Below are 23,212 nucleotides of genomic sequence, written 5' to 3' on the forward strand. Positions count from 1 at the left end.
GGCATCACGCCTTGTTAACGACCCTCAGAGGCGGGCCTTCAGCCGGCAGACGCATGCCTTCCAGCACCACCTGATCGCGACCGCCGCGTTTTGCGGCATAAAGACTGTCATCAGCACGCTTGATGGCGTCGTGAATGGAATGATCGCCCCTCGCGACCGCCGAAACACCGAAGCTCGCCGTGATCTGACTGGTCACACCCCGGTTGCGCCAATCCAGTGACGACAGGCCTGTCCGCATGCCATTGGCAAGCTGGCTGGCCGCAGCAGCCGTCTGACCGGGCAGGAACACCACGAATTCCTCGCCGCCGAAACGCGCTACCAGCGCATCCTCGGGTGCATTTTTTGTGAGAAGATCGGAAAGGCCGATGAGGACGATATCTCCGGCCGCATGGCCGTAGACATCATTGATACGCTTAAAATGGTCTATGTCGCAGGCAATCACCGCGCCATCAGGCGTATCATTGCGAAAGTCGGGCACACGCCGGTCGAAGCCACGGCGGTTCAGCACGTCCGTCAGGGGGTCATGCTCCGCCGCGTGCTGATGCCGGTCCACGGTGACGGAAATCTGGCTCGCGAGCACCGAAAGCGCGAGCAGGAAACCAAAAATACTCGCAGCAAGCTGCATGTAGAAAGCATAATCCGACTCGAAGAACTCGCTGAGCTCGATCATCGAGCCTCCCGGCGTCATCACCAGCAGCAAGCCGATGCGCACCAGCGTCTCCACCACCACAAGACAGGCGATTCCCACCATCAGCCTGTCGGCAAGCGCAGCCGGGCGCTTTCGCACGAGCCAGACCGGGATTGCGAGCAAAAGGGCGCAAACGAGATCGCCGATGACGAGTTCGCGTTTCAGATCGGGCGTGATGAAAACATGGAAAGAAACCAGCAACACCGCAACCACGACGATCGACAGCCGCGCCTTGGTATAGAGCGGCCGCCCGAAATGGGTGAGCAACGCGTGGCCATAGAGGAAGAAGGCGGAAAAGAACAACAGATTCGAAAGGATCGCCTGAACTTCAAAAGGCAGCCCGCCAAGCACCAGCGGTGTTGCAAAAGCAAAGGCCGCCGAAAGATATCCGATACCCCAGTAGCGGGCGGAAGCCTGCCCGGTCCTCTGCAGGAACAGAAACACCACGCCGAATGTCAGCATGATAAAGGGAAGAAGATAGGCGAAATTGTCTTGCAATGGGTTCTGCCGGAGGGAGAGACGAGCCTTTGAACCCGGATGTTACCGCAATGCCCTTAAGAAAGCCTGCATATATCGCGCGATTCCAGGGCCGTTCGGACTGCAACGTCCGCGAACCCCGTTCACATTTGCGGGAGCGCGTTCTGCCATTCCTTTATGGCTTCAACAGGCCAGACAAGCATGACGACGTTGAGCGTCAGGTTGTCGCGGATCAGCCAGCCGGTGAATATCTCGAAGAAGATGGCGACCACCACCGTTAGCCACACCGGCGCACGGGCGGCGAAGAAGAAACCCAACGCCATGAAAACCGTGTCCATCGCCGAGTTCAGGATACTGTCGCCCGTGTACCCCAGCGCCATCGTCGCGGTTCGGTAGCGATCGATGATGATGGGCGAGTTTTCAAGAATTTCCCACGCGGCCTCTACCAGCACCGCAAGGGAAAGCCGCATGGAAAGCGGCTTGTTGCGGAACAGCAGCCACGCAAACCAGTAGAACAGGAAGCCGTGGATGATATGTGACGGGGTGTACCAGTCAGCGATGTGCTGGGAGTTGCCCGGTGTATTCACGCCAGGCTCGAACAGCTTAACATAACCGCATTCACAAATCGGAATGCGGCCCATGGCGTAGAGAATGATGATCTGCAGGAGAAGCAGCCCGGCGGCCACGCCGAACCATCTAAGCGAACGCGAACGGGAAGCCGGCATCTCCGCAACTGTCATTTTTCGTCCTTGCCAAGCGGCTCGACAGAATGGCGCATCACAAGCGGCATCTGCGCCATGGTGAAGATGATGGTGATCGGCATGGTGCCCCAGACCTTGAAGGCCACCCAGGTGTCTGTGGAGAACATGCGCCAGACAACCTCGTTCAGCACCGCCAGAAAGAGGAAAAAGATGCCCCAGCGCAGCGTCAGCTTGCGCCAGCCCTCATCCGTAAGCTTGAAGGCGGAATTGAAGACGTAACCGAGCAGCGACTGCCCGAAGAACAGGCCGCCCAGCAGAATGACGCCAAACAGCGTGTTGACGATGGTCGGCTTCATCTTGATGAAAGTGTCGTTCTGCAACCACAACGTCAGAGCGCCGAACACGAAGACCACGATGCCTGAAATCAGCGGCATGATCGGCAGCTTGCGCGTCAGCACCCAGGAAACGGAGAGCGCAATCGCTGTCGCGATCATGAACAGGCCGGTGGCGATGAAGATCGGGCCACCGAACTCTGTTAGAACCGGAAAAGTGGTGGCAAGCCATTCGCCGCGGGAATTGGCGAAAAAGAAAACGACGAGCGGGCCAAGCTCAAGCACGAATTTCAGGAGCGGGCTGATTTCCGCCACCATCTTTTCGCTTTCCTTGGAATTGCTTTCAATATCCATACTCAAACTCCCGCAATGGCCTTGGCGAAATCTTCCGCCTCGAAGGGCTCCAGATCGTCAACACCTTCACCCACGCCGATGAAATAGACCGGCAGCTTGTGTTTTGCAGCGATGGCGACGAGGATACCGCCCCGCGCCGTGCCATCCAATTTTGTCATAATCAGGCCCGAAACGCCCGCAACATTGCGGAATATTTCCACCTGGTTCATGGCGTTCTGGCCCGTTGTCGCATCCAGTGTCTGTAGCACGGTGTGCGGCGCATCCGGATCGAGCTTGCCGAGCACGCGCACGATCTTTTCCAGCTCCGCCATCAGTTCCGTCTTGTTCTGCAAACGTCCAGCGGTATCGATGATGAGCACATCGCTTTTCTGCGCCCGAGCCTGCTCATAGGCATCGTAAGCCAGACCCGAGGCATCTGCCCCAAGCTTGGTGCCGATGAAGTCCGAGCCGGTGCGGTCGGCCCAGATCTTCAACTGCTCAATCGCTGCCGCGCGGAAAGTATCGCCGGCCGCCAGCATCACCTTGAGGCCCGAGCCAGAAAGCTTGGCGGCGAGCTTGCCGATGGTCGTCGTCTTGCCCGTACCGTTGACACCCACGACGAGAATGACATGCGGCTTGTGCGAGAGATCGAGTTCCAAAGGTCTGGCAACAGGCTTCAGAACCTTGGTGATCTCGCCCGCCATGATGCGCGCCACATCTTCACCGCTCACATCCTTGCCGTAACGCTCCGAAGACAGGGCGCCGGTGATGCGCATGGCGGTCTCGACACCAAGATCGGACTGGATGAGAAGATCTTCCAGCTCGTCGAGCGTATCTTCATCCAGCTTGCGTTTGGTGAAAAGCGCCGAAATCTGTGTGGTTAGCTGCGAAGACGTGCGGGCAAGCCCGTTTCGCAGGCGCTGGAACCATGTCAGTTTCACCTCAGGTGCGGCAAGCGCAGGCTCCTGCCGCTCACTCGCGGACGAAAAGCCCTTTGGCAGAGATGGTGGAACCGCAATGGGTTCAGGCGCGGTAGCGGCTTCCGCCTCGTCGAGCAGCGCATCCATCGCATCGGCATCCAGCACGACGTCGGCAGTGTCCGGAGTCGGCTCGACCTGCTCCTCGGCAGCGGCTTCCGCCTGTAGCAACGACAATGGCACCAGGCCCATATCGCCGGAAAGCTCGGCACCGGGGAGAAGCGGCGCGTCCTCGTCTTCATTTTCGCCGGAGGAGGCTAGATCTTCCGCCTCGTCGGGGGCCGGGCCGCCGGCCGTCTCTATCTCCAGTTCGGAAACAGGGTCCCTGTCGACAGCATCATGCGCTTCGGCGTCGTTCAGCGCCGCTTCGAAAGAGGCGTTTTCATTGCCGCGCTCAAGCGCAGCATTCTCTTGTGGCCGCTCTTCCGTTTCGGCCTTGTCCTTGCCGAACGAAAAGACTTTTTTGATGAAGCCGAGGGCCATGGTTGTTCCCGTGTCTCTTTTCTTGCGCTGCCTCAGGCCGCATCTGCGGCTAGAAGCCTCATATTCAGATGTTTGCCGTTGTGGCCGGTAATCGCAACCCGCGCAAGGGTGCGCGGGGCAAGATCAGGTGCCGCCACCAGCGTGAAATTGTCCGTATGGGCAAAACCGTTGTTTTCAACAAGAATAGTCTGCACCGAACCAACCATTCCTTGCAGATGCGCCACCTTAAGCGACTCCCCCCGCACGCGAAGCCTCGCCGCCCGCTCCTTCACAAGCGCGCGGTCCAGCTGCGGCATGCGTGCGGCGGGCGTGCCGGCACGCGGGCTGTAGGGAAAGACATGCAGGTTGGAAATGCCGCATTCTTCCGCCAGCGTTGCGGCATTCTCGAACATCTCCTCCGTCTCGGTCGGAAAACCGGCGATCATATCCGCGCCGAAGGCCACATCGGGCCTGAGCGCCCGCACTTCGTGACAGAAGCGGATAGCATCGGCACGTGAATGACGGCGTTTCATGCGTTTCAGGATCATGTCGTCGCCATGCTGGAGGGACAGGTGCAGATGCGGCATAAAACGCGGCTCATCGGCAATAAGATCCATCAGATGGTGGTCGGCCTCGATACTGTCGATGGAAGAAAGGCGCAGGCGCAGGATATCGGGCACCTGCTTCAGCAATGTCTTGGCAAGATAACCAAGAGAAGGCTCACCCGGCAGATCGGCGCCGTAACTGGTCGCATCCACGCCGGTCAGCACGATCTCGCGATAACCGCTCTCCGTCAGCCTGCGTGCCTGATCCACCACCGCACCCATCGGCACAGAACGGGAATTGCCGCGTCCATAGGGAATGATGCAGAAGGTGCAGCGATGGTCGCAGCCGTTCTGCACCTGAATGAACGCCCGCACGTGCCCGTCTATGTGCTTGACCATCTGCGGTGCGGTCGCCTTGATGCTCATGATATCGTTGACGCGCAGCTTTTCTTCCGCCGAAACGCCGAAATCCGGAAGCGAACGATAGGAAGCGCTTTTCAGCTTTTCCTCGTTGCCCAGCACGGCATCCACCTCGGGCATGTCGGCAAAGGTCTGCTTCTCAGTCTGGGCGGCGCAGCCGGTGACGATGATGCGCGCATACGGGTTGTCGCGCCGGGCGCGGCGGATCGCCTGGCGGGCCTGACGCACCGCCTCCCCGGTCACCGCGCAGGTATTGACCAGCACGGCATTGTTAAGCCCGGCCTTTTCGGCCTCCGCCCGCATCACTTCCGATTCATAGGTGTTGAGACGACAGCCGAAGGTTATGACCTCGACCCCGCTCATACAGCCCCCCACTCGACCGCATCCCGCGCCCACAAGCCGGTAATGGGATCGACAGAACCTGACCATTCCCATTCGGCCGGGCCGGTCATGATGACGTGGTTATCATCACGCCAGTCAATGGTCAGCGGCACGCGGATCGGGCTTGAGGCGACATCGATGCTGACCGTTCGGCCGGTGCGGCCGGTGCGGGCAGCGGAAACAGCTGAAGCACAGGCGGCCGACCCGCAGGCAAGCGTTAGCCCGGCGCCGCGCTCCCAGGTGCGGGTGCGAAGCGCGCTGTCTGAAATCACCTGCGCCAGCGTGATATTGGCCTTTTCCGGAAACACCGGATGGTTTTCGAGCAACGGGCCGAAGCGTTCGAGATCGAACTCCATTGGATCACGATCAACCCAGAATACGGCGTGCGGGTTGCCCATCGACATCACAGCGGGCGAATGCAGGATCGGCGCGTCGATCGGCCCGATCTGCAACTCGATGCGGCTGGTATCGTGAAACTCTTCCGAAAGCGGAATGTCGCTCCAGCGGAAACGCGGGAGCCCCATATCGACCGATATCATGCCGTCTTCATGCTCGACGGCATTCAGGATACCGGCGACCGTCTGGAAGGTGAAGCTGGTCTTGCCGGTTTCGGACGACAGCGCCTGCACCACGCAACGCGTGCCGTTGCCGCAGGCCTGCGCCTTGGTGCCATCGCAGTTGAGGATGTCAATATAGGCATCCGTTCCCTCGATACGCGGATCGTGGATGGCCATGATCTGGTCGAACTGGGTGGCAGGATCGGCATTGAGGGCAATTGCTGCCTCTGGCGTGACCATATCCTTTCGGCCGCGCATATCGACAACCAGGATCTTGTTGCCAAGCCCGTTCATCTTCGCAAATTCGACCGTGTTCGCCATCGCTTTAAACCTGAAAACCGCTTTTCATACGGGATTTTCCCGTGCTTTCGCCCTATATGGCGGAAACACCGGCAAATTACCAGACTGTTGCGTCGCAAACGGGGCGGCTGTCAGGCGGAAGGCACGTCGAAAACCTGTCCGGGGCGCATCGGCCGGAAACGGCTCTCCTCCACCCCGTGTTCGGTCAGCGCTGCCTTGAGGGCCACAAGCGGCGCATCCACCGCCTCATCGGTGAGCTGTACCGTACCCCAATGGTGGCCGCAGACATGCGCCGCACCGCAAAGCTTCATGCCTTCCACGGCTTCCGCCGGGTTCTGGTGCTGGCCCTTCATGAACCAGCGCGGTTCATAGGCGCCGAAGGGCAGGTTGGCGAGACGAAACTCGCCATGCTTCTTGCGCGCGGCATGGTAATTGAGGCCCTCGTGAAAGCCGGTATCGCCAATATGGTAAATTTTCCCACCCGGCGTTTCGATGACGAACGCCGCCCAGAGTGCCATGCGCCGGTCGTTCAGACCACGCGCCGACCAATGATGGCACGGCTCGAAGTGAATTTTCACCGTACCGGCATCGATCACATCCCCCCAGTCGCCCACCTCGATGCGCGCCGCCTGAACGCCGGTACGGATGATGGCATCATTGCCGAGCGGCGTGATGAAAAGCGGCTTGTGCGCCACATGCAGGCGCTTCAGCGTCTCCATATCCAGATGGTCGTAGTGATTATGCGTTACCAGCACCAGATCGATGGGCGGCAGATCCTCAAAACGGATACCGGGCGGGTTGACGCGCTTGGGCCCGGCGAAGCTGAACGGGCTCGTGCGCTCAGACCACACGGGATCGACGAGAATATTCAGGCCCGCTGTCTGGATAAGAAAGGAAGCATGGCCGATGAAGGTGACACGCATGTCTTTACCCTCGACCCGGCTGTCCGGTTTCGCAAACGGAAACGGGCTCGCATAGCTTTCCGGCCACTTGGCGCGTTCACCATTGAAGCGCCATTTCAGCAGACCCATGAAGTTGCTGGGTGGCGTACCACCGGGATTGAAAAAGCGTATCCCGTCGAAATGATCGGAGATGGGGCCGCTATAATAGGCGCTGGCGCTTGAACGACGGGCATAAAGGCCGCCGCCCGCCAGAGCGAGCAGGCCAACAGCGGAAAAACGGAAAAATTTTCGACGGTTCATGACAAATGTATAGGGAGCAGAATGGCGCCGTTCAAGCACCGCCTCTGGCGGCCGACGACCGATCACGCAAAGATGAAATGCAGGCTTTGTCGGGCGGAAACCAACGCTGCCTTGACTTTTCCGGCGCTTTCCTGTTTATCCCGCCCATCAGCTGGCAGTTTCACGACTCCAAGCCGCCGACCGGGACCCGAAAAGGTATAAAGAGATCCCGGAGGTCAACACCCGACAGCGCGATGCGCCCTCGGGTGCTTTTTGGCTTTGCGTCTTGTTTTTGCCAGCGAAAGCACCGACGTTTCGGAAACCCGGAACGAAGAAGGAAGAAACGATGTTTGAAAACCTCCAGGACCGCCTTGGTTCCATTCTGAATGGACTGACCGGCCGTGGCGCGCTGACGGAAGCCGATGTTGCCGCCGCCCTGCGCGAGGTTCGCCGTGCGCTGCTGGAAGCGGACGTGGCGTTGGAAGTCGTACGTTCCTTCACCGACAGAGTGCGTGAAAAGGCCGTCGGCGCGGCCGTTCTGAAATCCATCAAGCCCGGCCAGATGGTCGTCAAGATCGTCCATGACGAGCTTGTCGAAATGCTCGGCACCGAAGGCGTCTCGATCGACCTTCATGCGGCCGCCCCCGTCGTCATCATGATGGTAGGTCTGCAGGGCTCGGGTAAAACCACAACCACCGGCAAGATCGCCAAGCGCCTGACCGACCGCGACAAGAAGAAGGTGCTGATGGCATCTCTCGACACGCGTCGTCCGGCCGCACAGGAGCAGCTTCGCCAGCTCGGCGTCCAGACCGGCGTCGACACGCTGCCGATCATTGCCGGCCAGTCGCCGACGGATATTGCCGCACGTGCCGTGCAGGCCGCAAAGCTCGGCGGGCATGACGTCGTCATTCTCGATACCGCCGGCCGCACACACATCGACGAACCCTTGATGCTGGAAATGGCCGACATCAAGAAGAAGTCCAACCCGCATGAAATCCTGCTGGTCGCGGATTCTCTGACCGGTCAGGACGCCGTCAATCTGGCGCGAAATTTCGATGAGCGTGTCGGTATCACCGGCCTTGTTCTCACCCGCATGGACGGTGACGGCCGCGGCGGTGCGGCCCTCTCCATGCGCGCCGTCACCGGCAAGCCGATCAAGCTGATCGGTATCGGCGAGCGCATGAACGAACTCGACGAGTTCCACCCGCGCCGTATCGCCGACCGTATTCTCGGCATGGGCGACATCGTCTCGCTGGTCGAAAAGGCCGCCGAAAACATCGATGCGGAAAAAGCCCGCGCCATGGCCGAGAAGATGGCCAAGGGCAAGTTCGACCTCAACGATCTCGCCGACCAGCTTGCCCAGATGAAAAAGATGGGCGGCATGGGCGGCATCATGGGTCTGATGCCCGGCATGGCCGGCATGAAGGACAAGATGGCTTCAGCGGGCATGAACGACAAGATGTTCGACCGCCAGATTGCCATCATCTCCTCCATGACCAAGGCGGAGCGCGCCAATCCGGATATTCTGAAACACAGCCGCAAGAAGCGCATCGCCGCCGGTTCCGGCACCGATGCCGCCGAAATCAACAAGCTTCTGAAGATGCATCGCGGCATGGCCGACATGATGAAAGCCATGGGCGGCAAGGGCAAAGGCGGCATCATGAAGCAGATGATGGGCGGCCTTGCCGGCAAGATGGGTCTCGGTGGCATGATGGGCGGCGGCATGCCTGATTTGTCCAACATCGATCCGAAGCAGCTTGAAGCGCTCCAGAAGCAGGCGGAAGCCGCCGGCCTCGGCAAGCCGGGTGGAATGCCCGGCCTTGGCGGTCTGCCGGGCGGATTGCCGGGCCTCGGAGGCACAAAGCTGCCGGGTCTTGGCGGCATGCCGGGCCTTCCCGGCTTTCCGAAAAAGAAGTGAGGGGGACGCCAATGAACAATACAGAGGTGAAAGCCCAGCTTTCCGAATACCGCCAGTCGATCGACAACATCGATGCCGCACTGGTTCACATTCTTGCCGAACGTTTCCGCTGTACCAAGGCGGTGGGCGTGCTGAAGGCAAAGTACAATTTGCCGCCGGCAGACCCGGCGCGCGAGGAATACCAGATCGAACGCCTTCGCCACCTGGCAAAGGACGCCAATCTGGACCCGGATTTCGCCGAGAAGTTCCTGAACTTCATCATCAAGGAAGTCATCCGGCATCATGAAGCAATCGCCGCCGAACATGGCGGCACAGAAAAGACCGCCTGAAAGGCGGACAAGCCATCCTAAGGAGTAAATGACATGGCACTGAAAATTCGTCTCGCACGCGGTGGCTCCAAGAAGCGCCCGTATTACCAGATCGTTGTTGCTGACGCCCGTTCGCCCCGCGACGGCCGCTTCCTCGAGAAGGTCGGTTCCTGGAACCCGATGCTTGCCAAGGACAACCCGCAGCGCGTTGAGCTGAAGGCTGACCTCATCAAGGAATGGATCGCCAAGGGCGCACAGCCGACCGACCGCGTTCTGCGCTTCCTCGCCGAAGCCGGCCTTGCCGAGCGCGCCGCTCGCAGCAACCCGGAAAAGGCAAAGCCGGGCAAGCGCGCTCTGGAACGCGTTGCTGAAAAGAAGCAGAAGGCTGAAGATGCAGCCGCTGCGGCTGCGGAAGCCTCTGCTGCAGAATAATCTGCACGGAAACTTTTGAGGAACGGGTGGCGTGGATTTCCACGCCGCCCGTTTTTTGTTTATTTTGGCGTCAACAGACCTTAAAGCTGACGCAACCAATACCAGAAGACGGACGGCCCGATGGCAAAGCTGGAAAACCCGATACTCATGGCAAAAATCGGTGGCGCGCAGGGTCTGCGTGGCGAAGTCCGTGTCAGCACATATACCGATGACCCGCTGGCGCTCGGCGATTACGGCAATCTGGTCAGCGCCGATGGCCGCATTTTTGAAATTCTGGAAATTCGCGAGGGCAAGAACGTTGTCATTGTGCGCTTCAGGGGCGTCAACGACCGCAATACGGCCGAAAGCCTGAACGGGCTCGAACTCTTCATCGAACGCGACAATCTGCCCGACGACGAGCTTGATGACGACGAATTCTATTATGCCGATCTCGAAGGGCTGGAGGCGGTTGATGCCGAAGGCAAGAGTTATGGCGCCGTCAGTGCGGTCTATGATTTCGGCGCGGGTGATCTGCTGGAGCTGAAGGGTGCGGGCCGTCGCCCGGCCCTCATTCCCTTTTCAGAGGCGGCGGTGCTGGAGATCGACCTAGAAGCCGGACGCATTCTTATCGATCCGATGGCCGCCGGCCTGATCGACAATCCCGACGACAAGGACGAAACCGGCGTACCGCCGTTCGGCAAGAAGTAACCGATGACCTTCAAGGCTACCGTGCTGACGCTTTACCCGGAAATGTTTCCGGGACATCTCGGATATTCGCTGGCCGGCAAGGCGCTGGAGCGGGGACAATGGTCTCTGGACGCCGTGCAGATCCGCGAATTCGCCACCGACAGGCACAGAAGCGTCGATGACACGCCCGCAGGCGGCGGCGCCGGCATGGTGCTGAAACCCGATGTCCTGGCCGCGGCCATCGACCACGTTTCCGATGGTGACACGCGCCCGCGCCTGCTGATGAGCCCGCGCGGCAAGCCTTTGTCCCAGAACCGTGTGCGCGAACTTGCGGCGGGTGACGGCGCAATCATCGTCTGCGGCCGTTTTGAAGGCGTCGACCAGCGGGTGATCGAGGCGCGCGCGCTGGAGGAGGTGTCGATCGGCGATTACATCCTCTCCGGCGGTGAGCCGGCGGCGCTGACGCTGCTGGACGCCGTCGTCCGCATCCTGCCGGGCGTCATGGGCAATGACCTTTCCGGCGTGCATGAAAGCTTCGAGGGCGGGCTGCTGGAACATCCTCATTATACCCGCCCGCAGGTCTGGGAAGGCCGCGATATCCCCGCCGTTCTCACCTCCGGCAATCACGCTGTCATCGACAAATGGCGTCATGAACAGGCGCTTAAGCTGACGAAGGAAAGGCGGCCCGACCTTCTTGAGAAGCCTCAGGTCGAGACGAAATAATAAGCCGTCAGCACCAGCCCGACCGCAATCACCAGCCAGCGAATGACCCACTGCGGCACCCGCCGTGCCGTGTGCACGCCCGCATAGCCGCCAAGCGCTGCCGCGGGAAACATGATGAGCGCCGCCCACCAGGAGACAACACCGCCGCTGACGAAGATCGTAATCGCGATGACCGCGATCACCACCGACAGCAGGTTCTTCAAAGCGTTCAGATGATGATAGCTTCCGCCCGAAGTTATTCCGAGGATGGCAAGCATCATGATGCCCATTCCAGCGCCGAAAAAGCCGCCATAGATGGAGGCAAGCCCCTGGAAGACGAGGCTCGGCAGATTGCCGGGAGAGCGCTCGGTGCTTGTCTTCGGCCTGAGCCACGGGCCGGCGGCAAAAACGGCGGTGGCGGCGAGAAGCAGCCATGGAACCAGCTGACGAAAGGAGGGGTTGTCGAGCGACAGAAGCAGGAGCGATCCACCCAGCCCACCGACGACGGAAACAGCCGACAGAAGGATCGCCTCGCGCCAATGGGCGCGTATCTCCGGCCCATAGGCGATGACGGACGTGACGTAGCCCGGAAACTGCACGATCGCCGACGTGGCGTTTGCGACAATCGGCGGCAGGCCGGCCAGCGTCATCGCACCGAAGGTCAGGAATGTGCCGCCGCCGGCAATCGCATTGACGACACCTGACAGAAAGCCGGTTGCAAACAGCATGAGAACGATGAATATGGACATGGCCCCTCCCAAGGTTTTCATGCCATATCCGGCCGAAAGCCGCTTCGCAACTGTCGGAGCGCGGCGAAGGATTGATAAAAATTGTCATGAAGGGATGACAAACGGTGCATCCTCGTGTATGTGCCCGCGTGGAATTGGGGTTTACCCCTTTAACCGCAAGCAAAGAATGGCGAACCCGCTCCTGCCGCAAGGCATGGCCTGAAGGCATCGACCGACAGGCAACCGTTGAGCGCTCTGGCTGTTTCAGAAGAAATCAGAGGTTAACATGACCAATATCATTCAGCAGCTGGAAGCCGAACAGGCTGCCAAGATCGAAGCAAAGCGCACCCTGCCTGAGTTTTCTCCGGGCGACACGCTGCGCGTCAACGTGCGCGTTACCGAAGGTAACCGTACCCGCGTTCAGGCTTATGAAGGCGTTTGCATCGCCCGTTCCGGCGGCGGCCTTTCCGAAAGCTTCACCGTTCGCAAGATCTCCTACGGCGAAGGCGTAGAGCGCGTATTCCCGATCTACTCGCCGCTGGTCGAAGGCGTTGAAATCGTTCGCCGCGGTAAGGTTCGTCGTGCGAAGCTCTACTATCTGCGCGACCGTCGCGGCAAGGCTGCACGTATCGTTGAAAACACCGGTACGCGCGCCCGTAAGCTGAACGAGTCCGAGCGCCAGGCAGCTGCCGAAGAAAAGGCACGTCTGGAAGCTGAAAAGGTAGCAGCAGCACAGGCTCTCGCCGCCGAAAAGGCAGCAGCCGAAGCTGCTGAAGCCAAGGCAGCAGAAGAAGCAGCAAAGGCTGCAGAAACCGCAGCAGAATAAGATTTCCAGTTTACTGGATTTACGGAAAAGGCGGTCTTGGGACCGCCTTTTTTGTTGCGCTCACATGTCTTGCTCTCGCTCCGGCAAGCGTGCAATTTGAGAAAAATCGCTCCGGAGCCTTTCATGATCGCCAGACGCCCGTTTCTCGCCGCCCTCGCCGTATTGGCCATGACGCCTGCACTCGCCGGCGCCGTCGATCTGCCGGATCTTGAGGGACGCACCGTCGTCGTGGTCACGGAAAATGCCTATCCGCCGCTGCAATTCGTCGACCCGAAAAGCGGAAAAGCCATCGGATGGGAATATGATGCGATGGAAGAGATCGCCAGACGGCTGAATTTCAAGGTCGAATATCAGAACATTTCCTGGGACGCGATGATCCAGTCAGTTTCTGCGGGGCAATACGACATCGGCATGACCGGAATCAGCATCAAGGACGACCGCAGGGAAAAAGTGGATTTCTCCGTCCCTTATATGCGTTCGGAAATGTTCATGCTGGTGCGGGCAGATGAAAACCGCTTTACCGACGCAAAGAGTTTCGCCGCCTTCGATAAAGGTCTCGTTGGCGCACAGGCCGGCACCACGCCCTTCTACACGGCCGTTTACGATGTTCTGGATGGCAACGAGCAAAATCCGCGCCTTCGTCTGATGGAAACCTTCGGCGCCAGCGTTCAGGCGTTGAAAACAGGCGATGTCGACCTCGTGCTCACCGATGGCGTTGCCGGCAAGGGTTATGTCGATGCGTCAAACGGCACGCTCAAACTGATCGGTGGTCCGCTTGGCGGCGATGACTTCGGTTTCATCTTCAAAAAAGGTTCCGATCTCGTTGCCCCTGTCAATGCCGCGATCGCGGCGCTGAAGGCGGACGGCACCTTCGCCGCACTCGATAAGAAGTGGTTCCTCGACTACAAGCTTGGCGAATGACGCTGCACGACGCCACAACAAAGCGGAACACGCAGAACAGCACGAGCGAGGATTTTCCCTGGTGGCTGCTCGCGATCCTCGTGATCGGCATTGCCCTTGCCGCGATGATCGCTGTCAATGGCATTTACACGCAGGTGTTCAGCACCGTGGCAAAAGGTGTCGGCATCACGGTTTCCGTCACGCTCACGGCCTTTATGCTGGCAACATTGCTCGGCCTTTGCATCGCCCTCGTCGGAATGGCTGATAATATCGTGGCACGGCAAGTGGCACGGTTTTACATCGAAGTGGTTCGCGGCATACCGATCATCGTTCTGCTTTTCTACATCGCTTTTGTGGGAACGCCAGGCCTGGTGGCGCTCTATAACGGGCTGACTGCTCCGCTTGTGTCACAGGGATGGGTGGAGCCTTTGCTTGTGCGGGACGTATCGTTGATCTGGCGGGCGATCATCGCACTGACCATCGGTTATGCGGCTTTCATTGCAGAGATTTTCCGCGCCGGCATACAGGCCGTTCCGGAGGGGCAGATCGAGGCAGCAAAGGCCCTCGGTTTCAGCCGCTATCAGCGCTTCAGGCTGATCACTCTGCCACAGGCGACCCGGACGATCTTTCCGCCGCTGTCGAACGATTTCGTGTCGATGGTGAAGGACAGCTCACTTGTTTCGGTGCTCGGCGTCACCGACATCACCCAAATGGGAAAAGTCTATGCCGCCGGTTCTTTCCGGTTTTTCGAGACCTATTCGATCGTCGCCTATATCTACCTGATCCTGACCATAGGCCTGTCACTGATATTGCGGCGGATTGATAAGGCAATGCGCTCGAAACAAGGATGAGGGAAAGGGGACAGCCGGAAGCAATCCGGCTATCCCTCTCTTTTGGTTCAGGCGGTTTGAGCCTGATTGCCCATCTTGCGGGTGGCGATGATGACTAGCACACCGGCAAGCGCGAGGCAGAAGGCAAGGAAGAACATCGGCGCAATGGTACTGCCGGTCTGATCCTTGATCCAGGGCACGACGTTTTGCGCCACGAAGCCACCGAGATTGCCGACCGAATTGATGGCGGCGATACCCGCAGCAGCGCCCGCTCCCTTGAGGAAGCGGCCGGGCAGGCTCCAGAACACCGGCTGGCCTGCAAAGATACCTGCAGCGGCGATGCAGAGGAAAGCGAACTGCAACACCGGGTCGCTCAGCAATGCCGACATCAGCAGGCAAAACGCGCCGATAAAGGCAGGACCAACGATATAGGGCGTCTTGTTCTTCGCCTTATCGGCCGCCAGAGGCACGACGAACAAGGCAACGGCAACGATCACCCAGGGGATGATGTTGATGAAACCGTTCGCGGTGTTGGAAACGCCAAAGCTCTTCACGATGGTTGGAAGCCAGTAGCTGAGACCATAGGCGGCCAGCGGAAATCCAACATAGCAGAGCGACATGAACAGAACCCGCGGATTGATCAGGGCTTTGAAGCCATCTTCCGCATGCTCTTCCATGCCCTTGTTCTCGTCGGCAAGCCGGTTCTTCAGCCAGTCCTTCTCGTCCTGCGACAGAAACTTGGCCTTTTCGGGCGTATCATCCAGATAGAAGAAGGTGGCTATGCCAGCGATCACAGCCGGAATACCAGTGGCAAGGAATACCCATTCCCACCCGGCATAACCGAGGAAACCGTCGAGATCGAGCAACATGCCGCCGAGCGGCGCGCCGATGGCATTGGCAAGCGCGCTGAAGATCATGAACAGACCGATCATGCGGCCGCGATAATCGCGCGGGAACCAGAGCGTCATCAGGAACAGCACACCCGGGAAGAAGCCCGCCTCGCAAAGCCCGAGCAGGAAGCGCAGGATGTAAAACATCGTAGCGTTCTGCGTATAGGCAAGCGCAATGGTGACGGCCCCCCAGGAAACCAGAATGCGGGCAAACCATTTGCTGGCGCCGAAGCGGTTGAGGAACAGGTTGCTCGGCACTTCGAAGATGAAGTAGCCGATGAAGAACAGCGACGCGCCAAGACCATAGGCGTATTCGCTGAGGCTCAACGCATCGACCATCTGCAGCTTGGCATAGCTGACATTCTGTCGGTCAATATAGGCGATGAGATAGAGAAGGCCAAGAAACGGCATGAGCCGCCAGGTGATCTTCGAGATAAGGGCCTTTTCGGATACCATATGCTTTCCTCCCTTCGATTTCTCGTCGAATGCAAATGATAAGGGAACCCATCTATATGTGCGCTGCAAAATAGGCAAGTTGCGTTGCATCATAACAACCGCAAAGCGTTGCTGGGCAGGCCGTCTCGCCGTGATGCAGTGCATAGTGTTGGCACGATCCTGTCCTTCAGCCTGTCTCCTGCGCATTCATGTTGCCGTAAAACCATCGATCTGCTATGAAAGTTGCCATGGGATCTAAATTCGGATGTCTCGCTCAGAATGTGTATGTGCTGCAGGACCACAAGCGTCTGCCGGCACGCTTCTTTGCGCGCGTTTCCGGGGCGCTCACCAGCCGACTTAGGCTCGCCTGACAGCACCGCTGTCCACCGCCTTACTGAACCCTATTATCCTTTTCCATGACAAGGCACAGAGCCATGAGCGCACCCCGCACTTTGTATGACAAGATCTGGGACGACCACGTCGTCAATCGCGACCCGGATGGAACCTGTCTTCTCTATATCGACCGTCACCTCGTTCATGAGGTGACGAGCCCCCAGGCCTTCGAAGGTCTGCGCATCGCCGGCCGTCCGGTGCATTCGCCGGCCCGCACGCTCGCTGTGGTCGATCATAACGTGCCGACCACCGCCGACCGGCTGGAAGGCATCAAGAACGAAGAAAGCCGCATTCAGGTGGAAGCGCTGGCGCAGAACGCCAGGGACTTCGGCGTTGAATATTATTCCGAACGCGACAAGCGCCAGGGCATCGTTCACATCGTCGGTCCCGAACAGGGTTTCACCCTGCCGGGTATGACGATCGTCTGCGGCGACAGCCACACCTCCACCCACGGCGCATTTGGCGCACTGGCGCATGGCATCGGCACCTCCGAAGTAGAGCATGTTCTGGCCACACAGACGCTGATCCAGAAGAAAGCCAAGAACATGCTGGTGCGTGTCGATGGCAAAATCCCCGAGGGCGTTACCGCCAAGGACATCATCCTTGCCATTATCGGCGAGATCGGCACCGCCGGCGGCACCGGCCATGTCATCGAATTTGCTGGTGAGGCGATCCGTTCGCTCTCCATGGAAGGTCGCATGACGGTCTGCAACATGACCATCGAGGGCGGCGCCCGCGCCGGCCTGATTGCGCCTGACGAAACGACCTTCGAATACATCAAGGACAAGCCGCGTGCGCCGAAGGGCGAAACGCTGGAACAGGCGATCGCCTACTGGAAGACTCTGAAATCCGACGAGGGCGCCCATTACGACAAGGTCGTCATCCTCGATGCGGCCAATCTTCCGCCTATCGTCTCCTGGGGCTCTTCTCCGGAAGATGTAACCTCTGTTCAAGGCATTGTTCCCAATCCAGATGATATCGATGAAGAAAACAAGCGCGCCTCCAAGTGGCGTGCGCTTGACTACATGGGCCTCAAGCCCGGCACGCGCATTACCGATATCGCCATTGACCGCGTCTTCATCGGCTCCTGCACCAATGGCCGCATCGAGGATTTGCGCGCGGCGGCGAAGATCGTTGACGGCCGTAAAGTCGCTCCCACCGTTTCGGCCATGATCGTGCCCGGCTCCGGTCTCGTGAAAGAACAGGCGGAAAAGGAAGGTCTGGACAGGATTTTCCTCGAAGCCGGTTTCGAATGGCGCGAGCCAGGCTGCTCCATGTGCCTTGCCATGAATGACGACCGCCTGAAACCCGGCGAACGCTGCGCGTCCACCTCGAACCGCAATTTCGAAGGCCGTCAGGGCTATAAGAGCCGTACCCACCTCGTCTCCCCCGCCATGGCGGCGGCGGCAGCCATTGCGGGTCATTTTGTTGACGTTCGTGAGTGGCAGTGATCGCCGGGTGAAGGCCTGAACATAAAACCCCGGGGCTATCCGGGGTTTTTGTTATTCAGAGATGATCTTTACCCTTTGCCCGGGCTGAATCGTGGCCGTGGCGCCCATCGCATTGATCATGCGGAACATGTCGAGCTTCCGCTCCGTTCCCATCATCCGCGCCGCCATCGTGGCCACGGTTTCACCCGGCTTCACCGTCACCACCCGCACTCTTAGCGGCTTCAGGGAGGCGATCTCCTGCGGCGTCATCTTGCGGAAGCTGGTGCGCAAGGTATTGGCGATGGAATCGAGTTGCGTATTGCCCTTCGGCACCGCGGTCAGGAACCGGAATATCTGCTGGCCGACGCGGATGACCGTGACGTCGAAATCCCATTTATCCGCGCTTGCCCGGGCTGTCGCGGCCTCCAGTCCGTTGATCTGCGTTTCCTTTACCGTTTCAGGCAGCAGGCCGGCGACCCAGCCGCTCGTCAGGTAATTGGCAAGGCTCGTCTGTTTCGGATCGGCGACGCCGTCGAAACGGATTGCGACCTCGCCCGGCCCTGTCGCCAGGACAGCCTCAACCTTGTTGTCGATCACGAACCCTTCCGGCACGTCGAAACGAATGCCGAGCGTTCCATGCAGGAATGTCTGGCCGCGGACATAACCTTCCTGCGGGCTATCGCCGTAAAGCAGCCCGTCTATACCATCGAGAAACCAGTCTCGGCCACGATCTCCGACCTGGCCTTCCTGGCCGAAGGCACGGGCATGCCGGCGCGCAAGCTCGATGCGCTGTGGTGTATTGGGGTGACTCGAAAGGAAGTCGAGGCTCTGGTCGTTTTCCGGATCGGCCGAAGAGAACCGCGCATAGGCCGCCATGGAATCAAGAAAGCGCGGCGATGCGTAAGGATCGTAACCCGCCTCGCCAAGCATGCGTACCCCGATCACATCCGCCTGCAACTCCTGCTGGCGCGAAAAAGCTGCAAGCCGCAGCTTGCCACGGGCAAGCGCCTGCTTGCCGGCGAGATCGCTGGACAGGACCTCTGCAACCACGCGGCTCGCAATCACTTCCGCTTCTTCGCGGCGCTGACGTTCGATCCCGTGGTTGGCGGTGACGTGACCCATTTCGTGCGACAGCACGGCCGCCACTTCCGAGGCGTCATTGGCGAGTGCCAGAAGCCCGCGTGTCACATAGAGATATCCCCCGGGCAACGCAAATGCGTTGATGGCGGGCGAATTGAGAATGGTGATGCGGTAGGATTGCTGCGGATTTTCGGAGACGGCCGTCAGCGCTCCGGCAATCCGGGCGACAAGCCGCTCCGTCTTGGCATCACGATATTCGCCGCCATAGCTTGCCACGATGCGTGGATGTTCGCGTGCGCCCATCTGCGCGCGCGGATCGTTCTTCTGAACCTCTTCCACCGTCTGCGGATTGTCCGAGGGACGCAATGTGGACTGGTAGGCCGGGCTGAAAAGAGATTGGCACGATGACAGCAACACGGCAGAAGCGGTCAGCGCGGACCACGCCGCAGCGAGCCGGCCGGAACGGCGAAGGCCTGAACCGGAGAAGAGCCTCCGCTGTGCAGTCATGCTATTTTTCATTCTCTATGCCTGCCCCTTAACGTTCCTGATCATCCGTTAATTGCAGACCAGAATAACAGATTCGCCCCAACGGGCGATGAATGCCGAGACGGTAAAATTGATCCATCAAATCCGGAATATTCCTGAAGAACGCAATAATTCTCATCTTTTCTCGGGCAACAACTTGAAACTGGCAAGTGCAAATTAGCGCCATTGAAGTCATCTAAAGCGATTGCCAGCGGCGCGCGTCGAAAATAAGGCGGTCACCCGTTCAGGAAACTGTCCACGGCCTTCACATTTTGTGTGGCAAAGAAATCCGCTGTCGCTCCGGCAAAAACGACACGGCCACGATCAAGAAAAACCACCCACCGCGCTAATCTTTTTATGTCTTCCGGGTGATGGCTCACAATAATCACCGCATTATTTGTTTCTTTATGCAAGTCAAGCAACAGAGAACTCATGCCCGCCCGTAGCCCTGGATCAAGTGCGGCGAAAGGTTCATCGAGCAGCATGACGGGCTTCTTCCTGACCAATGCGCGCGCAAGCGCCGCCCTCTGCCTTTCTCCTCCGGAGAGCGTGCCCGGCAAACGCTTGTCGAAACCCGAAAGACCAACGCGCGCAAGCGCAATATTTATCCTTTGCCGGTCTTCCGCGTGTAATCTGAGCGTGGGGCTTATACCAAGCGCGATATTTGTAAAAACGTCGAGATGGGCAAAAAGATTATTGTCCTGAAAGATCGAAGAGACAGGCCTTTCGGAAGGGTCGAGCGTCGTCACGTCCCGTCCGCCGATCATCACGCGGCCGGAATCCGGCAACTCGAAACCGGCAACGAGGTTAAGCAGTGTCGATTTTCCCGAACCGGATGCACCGACGACAGCGGTGACCTGCCCCTGCGGAAACGCACAGTCGAGGTCGAAATCCTGCATTCCAAGCCGCAGCCTGACCCTGTCAAGCTGCACTGCGAAATCGTCGCCCTTCATGTCATCGCCTCCGCCGCTTTTACCCGCTCCGGTTGCGAATGTCGCGACATGCCGGTTGCAGCAAGCACGAGGCAGACCACACCGAGAAGAAAGGCGTAACCGGCGGCATCGTTGGTCCGGTAGCTGCCCATATTGCTATAGACGAGCCACGGCAAGGTGACGAAATTCTCTGAACCGAACAGGGCAACCGCGCCGAGATCGCCAAGCGACAGGGCCATCGCGAAGGAAAATGCCATGGCCAGCGGCCGCCACAGGACGGGCAGATCGGCGAACCGCAGCCGCGGCAGACCCTGAAGCCCGAGGCTGGCGGAAAGTCGGCCGGTGCGGAGAAAATGACTGGTGACGGCCGGCTCCAGCACCCGCATGGCAAGCGGCAGGGCCATCAGCATGTTGATGAGCGCCACGAGAACCGGGGCATAAACAGCGACGTCACCGAAAGGCCGCAAGAGAAGGAACCATCCGCTTCCGAGCACCACGGGCGGAACCAGCAGAACCAGAGACGATCCCGCGCCGAGAACGCTGGACAAGAGGTGAAGAGGCCGCGCGGCCCGCCGTTTCGCGCTGACCGCCTGACGTGCGCGGATGATCGCCATGCTGACGATGATCACGAAAATTGCCGAGAACGCGGCAATCCCAAGACTTGTCGCCGCCGCGCGCAGAAAGACCGGTGCTGTGATGAGGCGCGGCAGGTCTGCCTGGACGCCCGAGAACACAATGGCGACCAGCGGCAGCCCGATCAAAAGCACCGCAGAAACGATGATTAGACCATCCCACAGGCGGGCCGCCGCCCGACCCGCATCGAAACGGCGCACAGGCCGGCCAAGTGAAGCGATTTCCGCTTCCGGCGACGGCAGGAAGGCCAGAAGGCCGAGCAGGGCCGCGGTGAGGACGATCTGCAGAACCGAGAGCGCGATCGCCCGCTGCGGATCGAAATCGAACCGCAGCGCCTGGTATATTGCGACCTCCAGGGTGGTCGCCGCCGGCCCGCCGCCCAAAAGGAGCACGAGCGTAAAACTGGTGGCGCAAAGCATGAAGATGAGGCCGGCGATACCCGGAACAAGCCGGGACACGGCCGGCCATTCGACAAAACGGAAAACCGAGATCGGCCCCATGCCGAGGCTCGCCGCCATGCGCCAATATTCGCCCGGAATACGCTCCAGCCCGGCCAGCAACAACCGGACGGAAAGCGGGAGATTGAAAAACACATGGGCAATGAGGATGCCGGAAAGACCATAAATGCTGAAAGGTTCTTCCGCGCCGGCGAAAACAAGAAGCGTATTCAGGACACCCTGCCTCCCCCAGATGGTAATGATACCGAAGGCGCCGACGATCACCGGCAGCCCCATCGGCACTGCCATCAACCGGATGATCCAGATCCTTCCCGGAAACTCCCGCTGCCTGGAGAGTGCCAAGGCCACGGGAAGACCAAGAATGATGGAAAGAAGGGTGGAGAGCGTCGCCTGATAAACCGTGAAGCGCAGAATACGCAATGTATAAGGGTCCAAAATGCCGGAAGCGGATGCACCCGCATCAAAGGACAGAAGCGCAAACACGGCGAGCGCCATGAACAGGAAAACGGCGGCAAAAGCCGCCGTCCCGAAAATGATTGACCGCCGGTAATCGCGACGCAGCATCATGCGTGGACGCGCCTCTTCTTCAATTCATGCTCATGGCCGTCAGCCATTCGTCTATCCATGCCTTGCGGTTTTTCGCGACCTCTTCCGGCTGCATCAGGAAAGTCTTCTGCGGCACGACGAGCCTGGAAAAGGCCTCCGGCAGGGGGGCGGAGGTTGCCGCAACCGGCATCATCCAGTTGTTTTCGGGAATGGTATCCTGAAAACCGGAGGTGAGGGTGAATGCGAGAAACTGCTTTGCGAGATCCTTGTGCGGCGCGTTTTTGAGAAGGCCTGACACTTCGATCTGGATATAATGTCCTTCGGAGAAAGCTGCGGCCTGATAACGATCGGACTTTTCGGCGACCATATGATAGGCGGGCGAAGTCGTGTAGGACAGCACCATCGGCACCTCCCCCTTGGTGAAGAGCCCGTAGGACTCCGACCAGCCCGGCGTAACGGTAAGGATCCGCTTCCTGAGCTTTGCCCAGGCTTCCGGCGCCTGGTCGCCATAAACCGATTTCACCCACAGAAGCAGCCCCAGTCCCGGCGTCGAGGTGCGCGGGTCCTGAATGGCTATCTTCTGGGCAGGGTCGCCTTCCACGAGTTCTTTGAGGCTCGTTGGTGGGCTTTTCAGCGTCTGGGTGTCATAGACGATAGCAAAATGGCCGTAATCATAGGGAACGAACACATCGTCCTCATAGCCGCCGGGTACCTTGGCCGCTGATGCATCAACGCCGCTGACATCGAAAAGGCCGGTCTGTTTCGCCTCCGCGACCAGATTTGTATCAAGTCCCACGACGACATCCGCCTTGGACCCCGCACCTTCTAATTTCAGCCGGTTGAGAAGCGCCACGCCGTCCGCCACGCCGACAAAATTGACGGTGCAAGCGCACACCTTCTCGAAAGCGTCCTTTATTTTGGGACCGGGACCCCATTCAGAAACGAAGCTCTCATAGGTGTAGACCGTCAGTTCCGGTTTTTCCTGCGCAACGGCGAACCCGGGCAGAAGCATGGAAACGGCAATGATGGAATTTACAAAAAGACGACGGCGCACGAATATCTCCTCAAAACGAGGAGGGAAATAGCCGCCTGCATGAAAGCCGTCTAATCCCTCCGCCGGTATGAACCGGATCAGGTTCTTCGGGTTGGCAAGCCTCTCAGCCTTTTGCGCCCAGGCGCGAAAGACACCCCGTTAGATCAAGATAATGGTGTAGTCCCGCAGACCC

At 59.3% G+C, this 23,212-nt stretch carries 22 protein-coding genes and 1 riboswitch; of the genes, 9 read left to right on the plus strand and 13 right to left on the minus strand.

What is annotated here, in order from left to right:
* Positions 1–4: 4 nt before the first annotated feature.
* From EYD00_RS11545 to EYD00_RS11575, 7 genes are all read right to left on the minus strand, one after another.
* The gene (locus EYD00_RS11545; RefSeq protein WP_034500065.1) at positions 5–1,186 is read right to left on the minus strand and encodes a GGDEF domain-containing protein; all 1,182 of its coding nucleotides are present in this window, start codon (positions 1,184–1,186) and stop codon (positions 5–7) included.
* A 122-nt stretch (positions 1,187–1,308) separates the two neighbouring features.
* Positions 1,309–1,905, minus strand: a complete 597-nt coding sequence (locus tag EYD00_RS11550; protein WP_004443925.1) for a DUF2585 domain-containing protein — start codon at positions 1,903–1,905, stop codon at positions 1,309–1,311.
* The gene (locus tag EYD00_RS11555) at positions 1,902–2,552 is read right to left on the minus strand and encodes a septation protein A (RefSeq protein ID WP_004443928.1); all 651 of its coding nucleotides are present in this window, start codon (positions 2,550–2,552) and stop codon (positions 1,902–1,904) included. The genes EYD00_RS11550 and EYD00_RS11555 overlap by 4 nt, the downstream gene beginning before the upstream one ends.
* A gap of 2 nt (positions 2,553–2,554) precedes the next feature.
* Positions 2,555–3,991, minus strand: a complete 1,437-nt coding sequence (ftsY, locus tag EYD00_RS11560) for a signal recognition particle-docking protein FtsY (protein ID WP_004443931.1) — start codon at positions 3,989–3,991, stop codon at positions 2,555–2,557.
* 32 nt (positions 3,992–4,023) lie between these two features.
* A complete protein-coding gene (mtaB, locus tag EYD00_RS11565) occupies positions 4,024–5,298 on the minus strand; it encodes a tRNA (N(6)-L-threonylcarbamoyladenosine(37)-C(2))-methylthiotransferase MtaB (protein WP_004443934.1) in 1,275 nt (424 codons plus the stop codon).
* Positions 5,295–6,194: a diaminopimelate epimerase gene (gene dapF, locus EYD00_RS11570; protein ID WP_004443937.1), complete on the minus strand. Its 900-nt coding sequence runs from the start codon at positions 6,192–6,194 to the stop codon at positions 5,295–5,297. The genes mtaB and dapF overlap by 4 nt, the downstream gene beginning before the upstream one ends.
* Before the next feature lie 110 nt (positions 6,195–6,304).
* A complete protein-coding gene (locus EYD00_RS11575) occupies positions 6,305–7,375 on the minus strand; it encodes an MBL fold metallo-hydrolase (protein WP_004443939.1) in 1,071 nt (356 codons plus the stop codon).
* 325 nt (positions 7,376–7,700) lie between these two features.
* On the opposite strand from EYD00_RS11575, the gene ffh reads away from it, so the two are divergent.
* From ffh to trmD, 5 genes are all read left to right on the plus strand, one after another.
* Entirely contained in the window at positions 7,701–9,272 is a 1,572-nt protein-coding gene (gene ffh, locus EYD00_RS11585) for a signal recognition particle protein (RefSeq protein ID WP_004443941.1), read from the plus strand.
* A gap of 11 nt (positions 9,273–9,283) precedes the next feature.
* Entirely contained in the window at positions 9,284–9,601 is a 318-nt protein-coding gene (locus tag EYD00_RS11590) for a chorismate mutase (RefSeq protein WP_003505091.1), read from the plus strand.
* 33 nt (positions 9,602–9,634) lie between these two features.
* The gene (gene rpsP / locus EYD00_RS11595; protein WP_004443943.1) at positions 9,635–10,012 is read left to right on the plus strand and encodes a 30S ribosomal protein S16; all 378 of its coding nucleotides are present in this window, start codon (positions 9,635–9,637) and stop codon (positions 10,010–10,012) included.
* A 120-nt stretch (positions 10,013–10,132) separates the two neighbouring features.
* Positions 10,133–10,699, plus strand: coding sequence for a ribosome maturation factor RimM (gene rimM, locus EYD00_RS11600; RefSeq protein ID WP_004443945.1), 567 nt, complete (start codon positions 10,133–10,135; stop codon positions 10,697–10,699).
* Positions 10,700–10,702: 3 nt separating this feature from the next.
* Positions 10,703–11,401 carry a tRNA (guanosine(37)-N1)-methyltransferase TrmD gene (gene trmD, locus EYD00_RS11605; protein WP_004443947.1) on the plus strand — a complete coding sequence of 233 codons (699 nt, stop codon included), beginning with the start codon at positions 10,703–10,705 and terminating at the stop codon, positions 11,399–11,401.
* Here trmD and EYD00_RS11610 read toward each other — a convergent pair.
* Positions 11,383–12,129, minus strand: a complete 747-nt coding sequence (locus EYD00_RS11610; protein WP_004443948.1) for a sulfite exporter TauE/SafE family protein — start codon at positions 12,127–12,129, stop codon at positions 11,383–11,385. The genes trmD and EYD00_RS11610 overlap by 19 nt on opposite strands.
* A gap of 265 nt (positions 12,130–12,394) precedes the next feature.
* Between EYD00_RS11610 and rplS the strand changes: the two genes are divergently transcribed.
* From rplS to EYD00_RS11625, 3 genes are all read left to right on the plus strand, one after another.
* The gene (gene rplS, locus EYD00_RS11615; RefSeq protein ID WP_003505101.1) at positions 12,395–12,934 is read left to right on the plus strand and encodes a 50S ribosomal protein L19; all 540 of its coding nucleotides are present in this window, start codon (positions 12,395–12,397) and stop codon (positions 12,932–12,934) included.
* A 123-nt stretch (positions 12,935–13,057) separates the two neighbouring features.
* Complete coding sequence (locus EYD00_RS11620; RefSeq protein WP_004443949.1) at positions 13,058–13,855, plus strand: transporter substrate-binding domain-containing protein; 798 nt, start codon at positions 13,058–13,060, stop codon at positions 13,853–13,855.
* Entirely contained in the window at positions 13,852–14,685 is an 834-nt protein-coding gene (locus EYD00_RS11625) for an amino acid ABC transporter permease (RefSeq protein ID WP_004443951.1), read from the plus strand. The genes EYD00_RS11620 and EYD00_RS11625 overlap by 4 nt, the downstream gene beginning before the upstream one ends.
* A 47-nt stretch (positions 14,686–14,732) precedes the next feature.
* Here the strand turns inward: EYD00_RS11625 and EYD00_RS11630 are convergent, their stop codons facing one another.
* Complete coding sequence (locus EYD00_RS11630) at positions 14,733–16,010, minus strand: MFS transporter (RefSeq protein WP_004443953.1); 1,278 nt, start codon at positions 16,008–16,010, stop codon at positions 14,733–14,735.
* A 413-nt stretch (positions 16,011–16,423) separates the two neighbouring features.
* On the opposite strand from EYD00_RS11630, the gene leuC reads away from it, so the two are divergent.
* Positions 16,424–17,833 carry a 3-isopropylmalate dehydratase large subunit gene (leuC, locus tag EYD00_RS11640; RefSeq protein WP_004443956.1) on the plus strand — a complete coding sequence of 470 codons (1,410 nt, stop codon included), beginning with the start codon at positions 16,424–16,426 and terminating at the stop codon, positions 17,831–17,833.
* 51 nt (positions 17,834–17,884) lie between these two features.
* On the opposite strand, the gene EYD00_RS11645 is transcribed toward leuC, so the two are convergent.
* The 4 genes from EYD00_RS11645 to thiB form a co-directional block, all read right to left on the minus strand.
* Positions 17,885–19,399, minus strand: a complete 1,515-nt coding sequence (locus EYD00_RS11645; protein ID WP_034500057.1) for a M48 family metalloprotease — start codon at positions 19,397–19,399, stop codon at positions 17,885–17,887.
* Positions 19,400–19,653: 254 nt separating this feature from the next.
* On the minus strand, positions 19,654–20,370 hold the full coding sequence (locus EYD00_RS11655) for a thiamine ABC transporter ATP-binding protein (RefSeq protein WP_004443960.1): 717 nt from the start codon (positions 20,368–20,370) through the stop codon (positions 19,654–19,656).
* Positions 20,367–22,007 (minus strand): thiamine/thiamine pyrophosphate ABC transporter permease ThiP, encoded by a 1,641-nt coding sequence (gene thiP, locus EYD00_RS11660; RefSeq protein WP_004443962.1) that lies wholly within the window; start codon positions 22,005–22,007, stop codon positions 20,367–20,369. Before thiP ends, EYD00_RS11655 begins: the two co-directional genes overlap by 4 nt.
* A 19-nt stretch (positions 22,008–22,026) precedes the next feature.
* Complete coding sequence (thiB, locus tag EYD00_RS11665) at positions 22,027–23,040, minus strand: thiamine ABC transporter substrate binding subunit (RefSeq protein WP_004443964.1); 1,014 nt, start codon at positions 23,038–23,040, stop codon at positions 22,027–22,029.
* Positions 23,041–23,077: 37 nt separating this feature from the next.
* Positions 23,078–23,188: riboswitch (TPP riboswitch) on the minus strand.
* Between the last annotated feature and the right edge of the window lie 24 nt (positions 23,189–23,212).

Origin of the sequence: Agrobacterium sp. 33MFTa1.1 (assembly GCF_004328495.1) — a bacterium.
GTDB classification, from domain to species: domain Bacteria; phylum Pseudomonadota; class Alphaproteobacteria; order Rhizobiales; family Rhizobiaceae; genus Agrobacterium; species Agrobacterium pusense.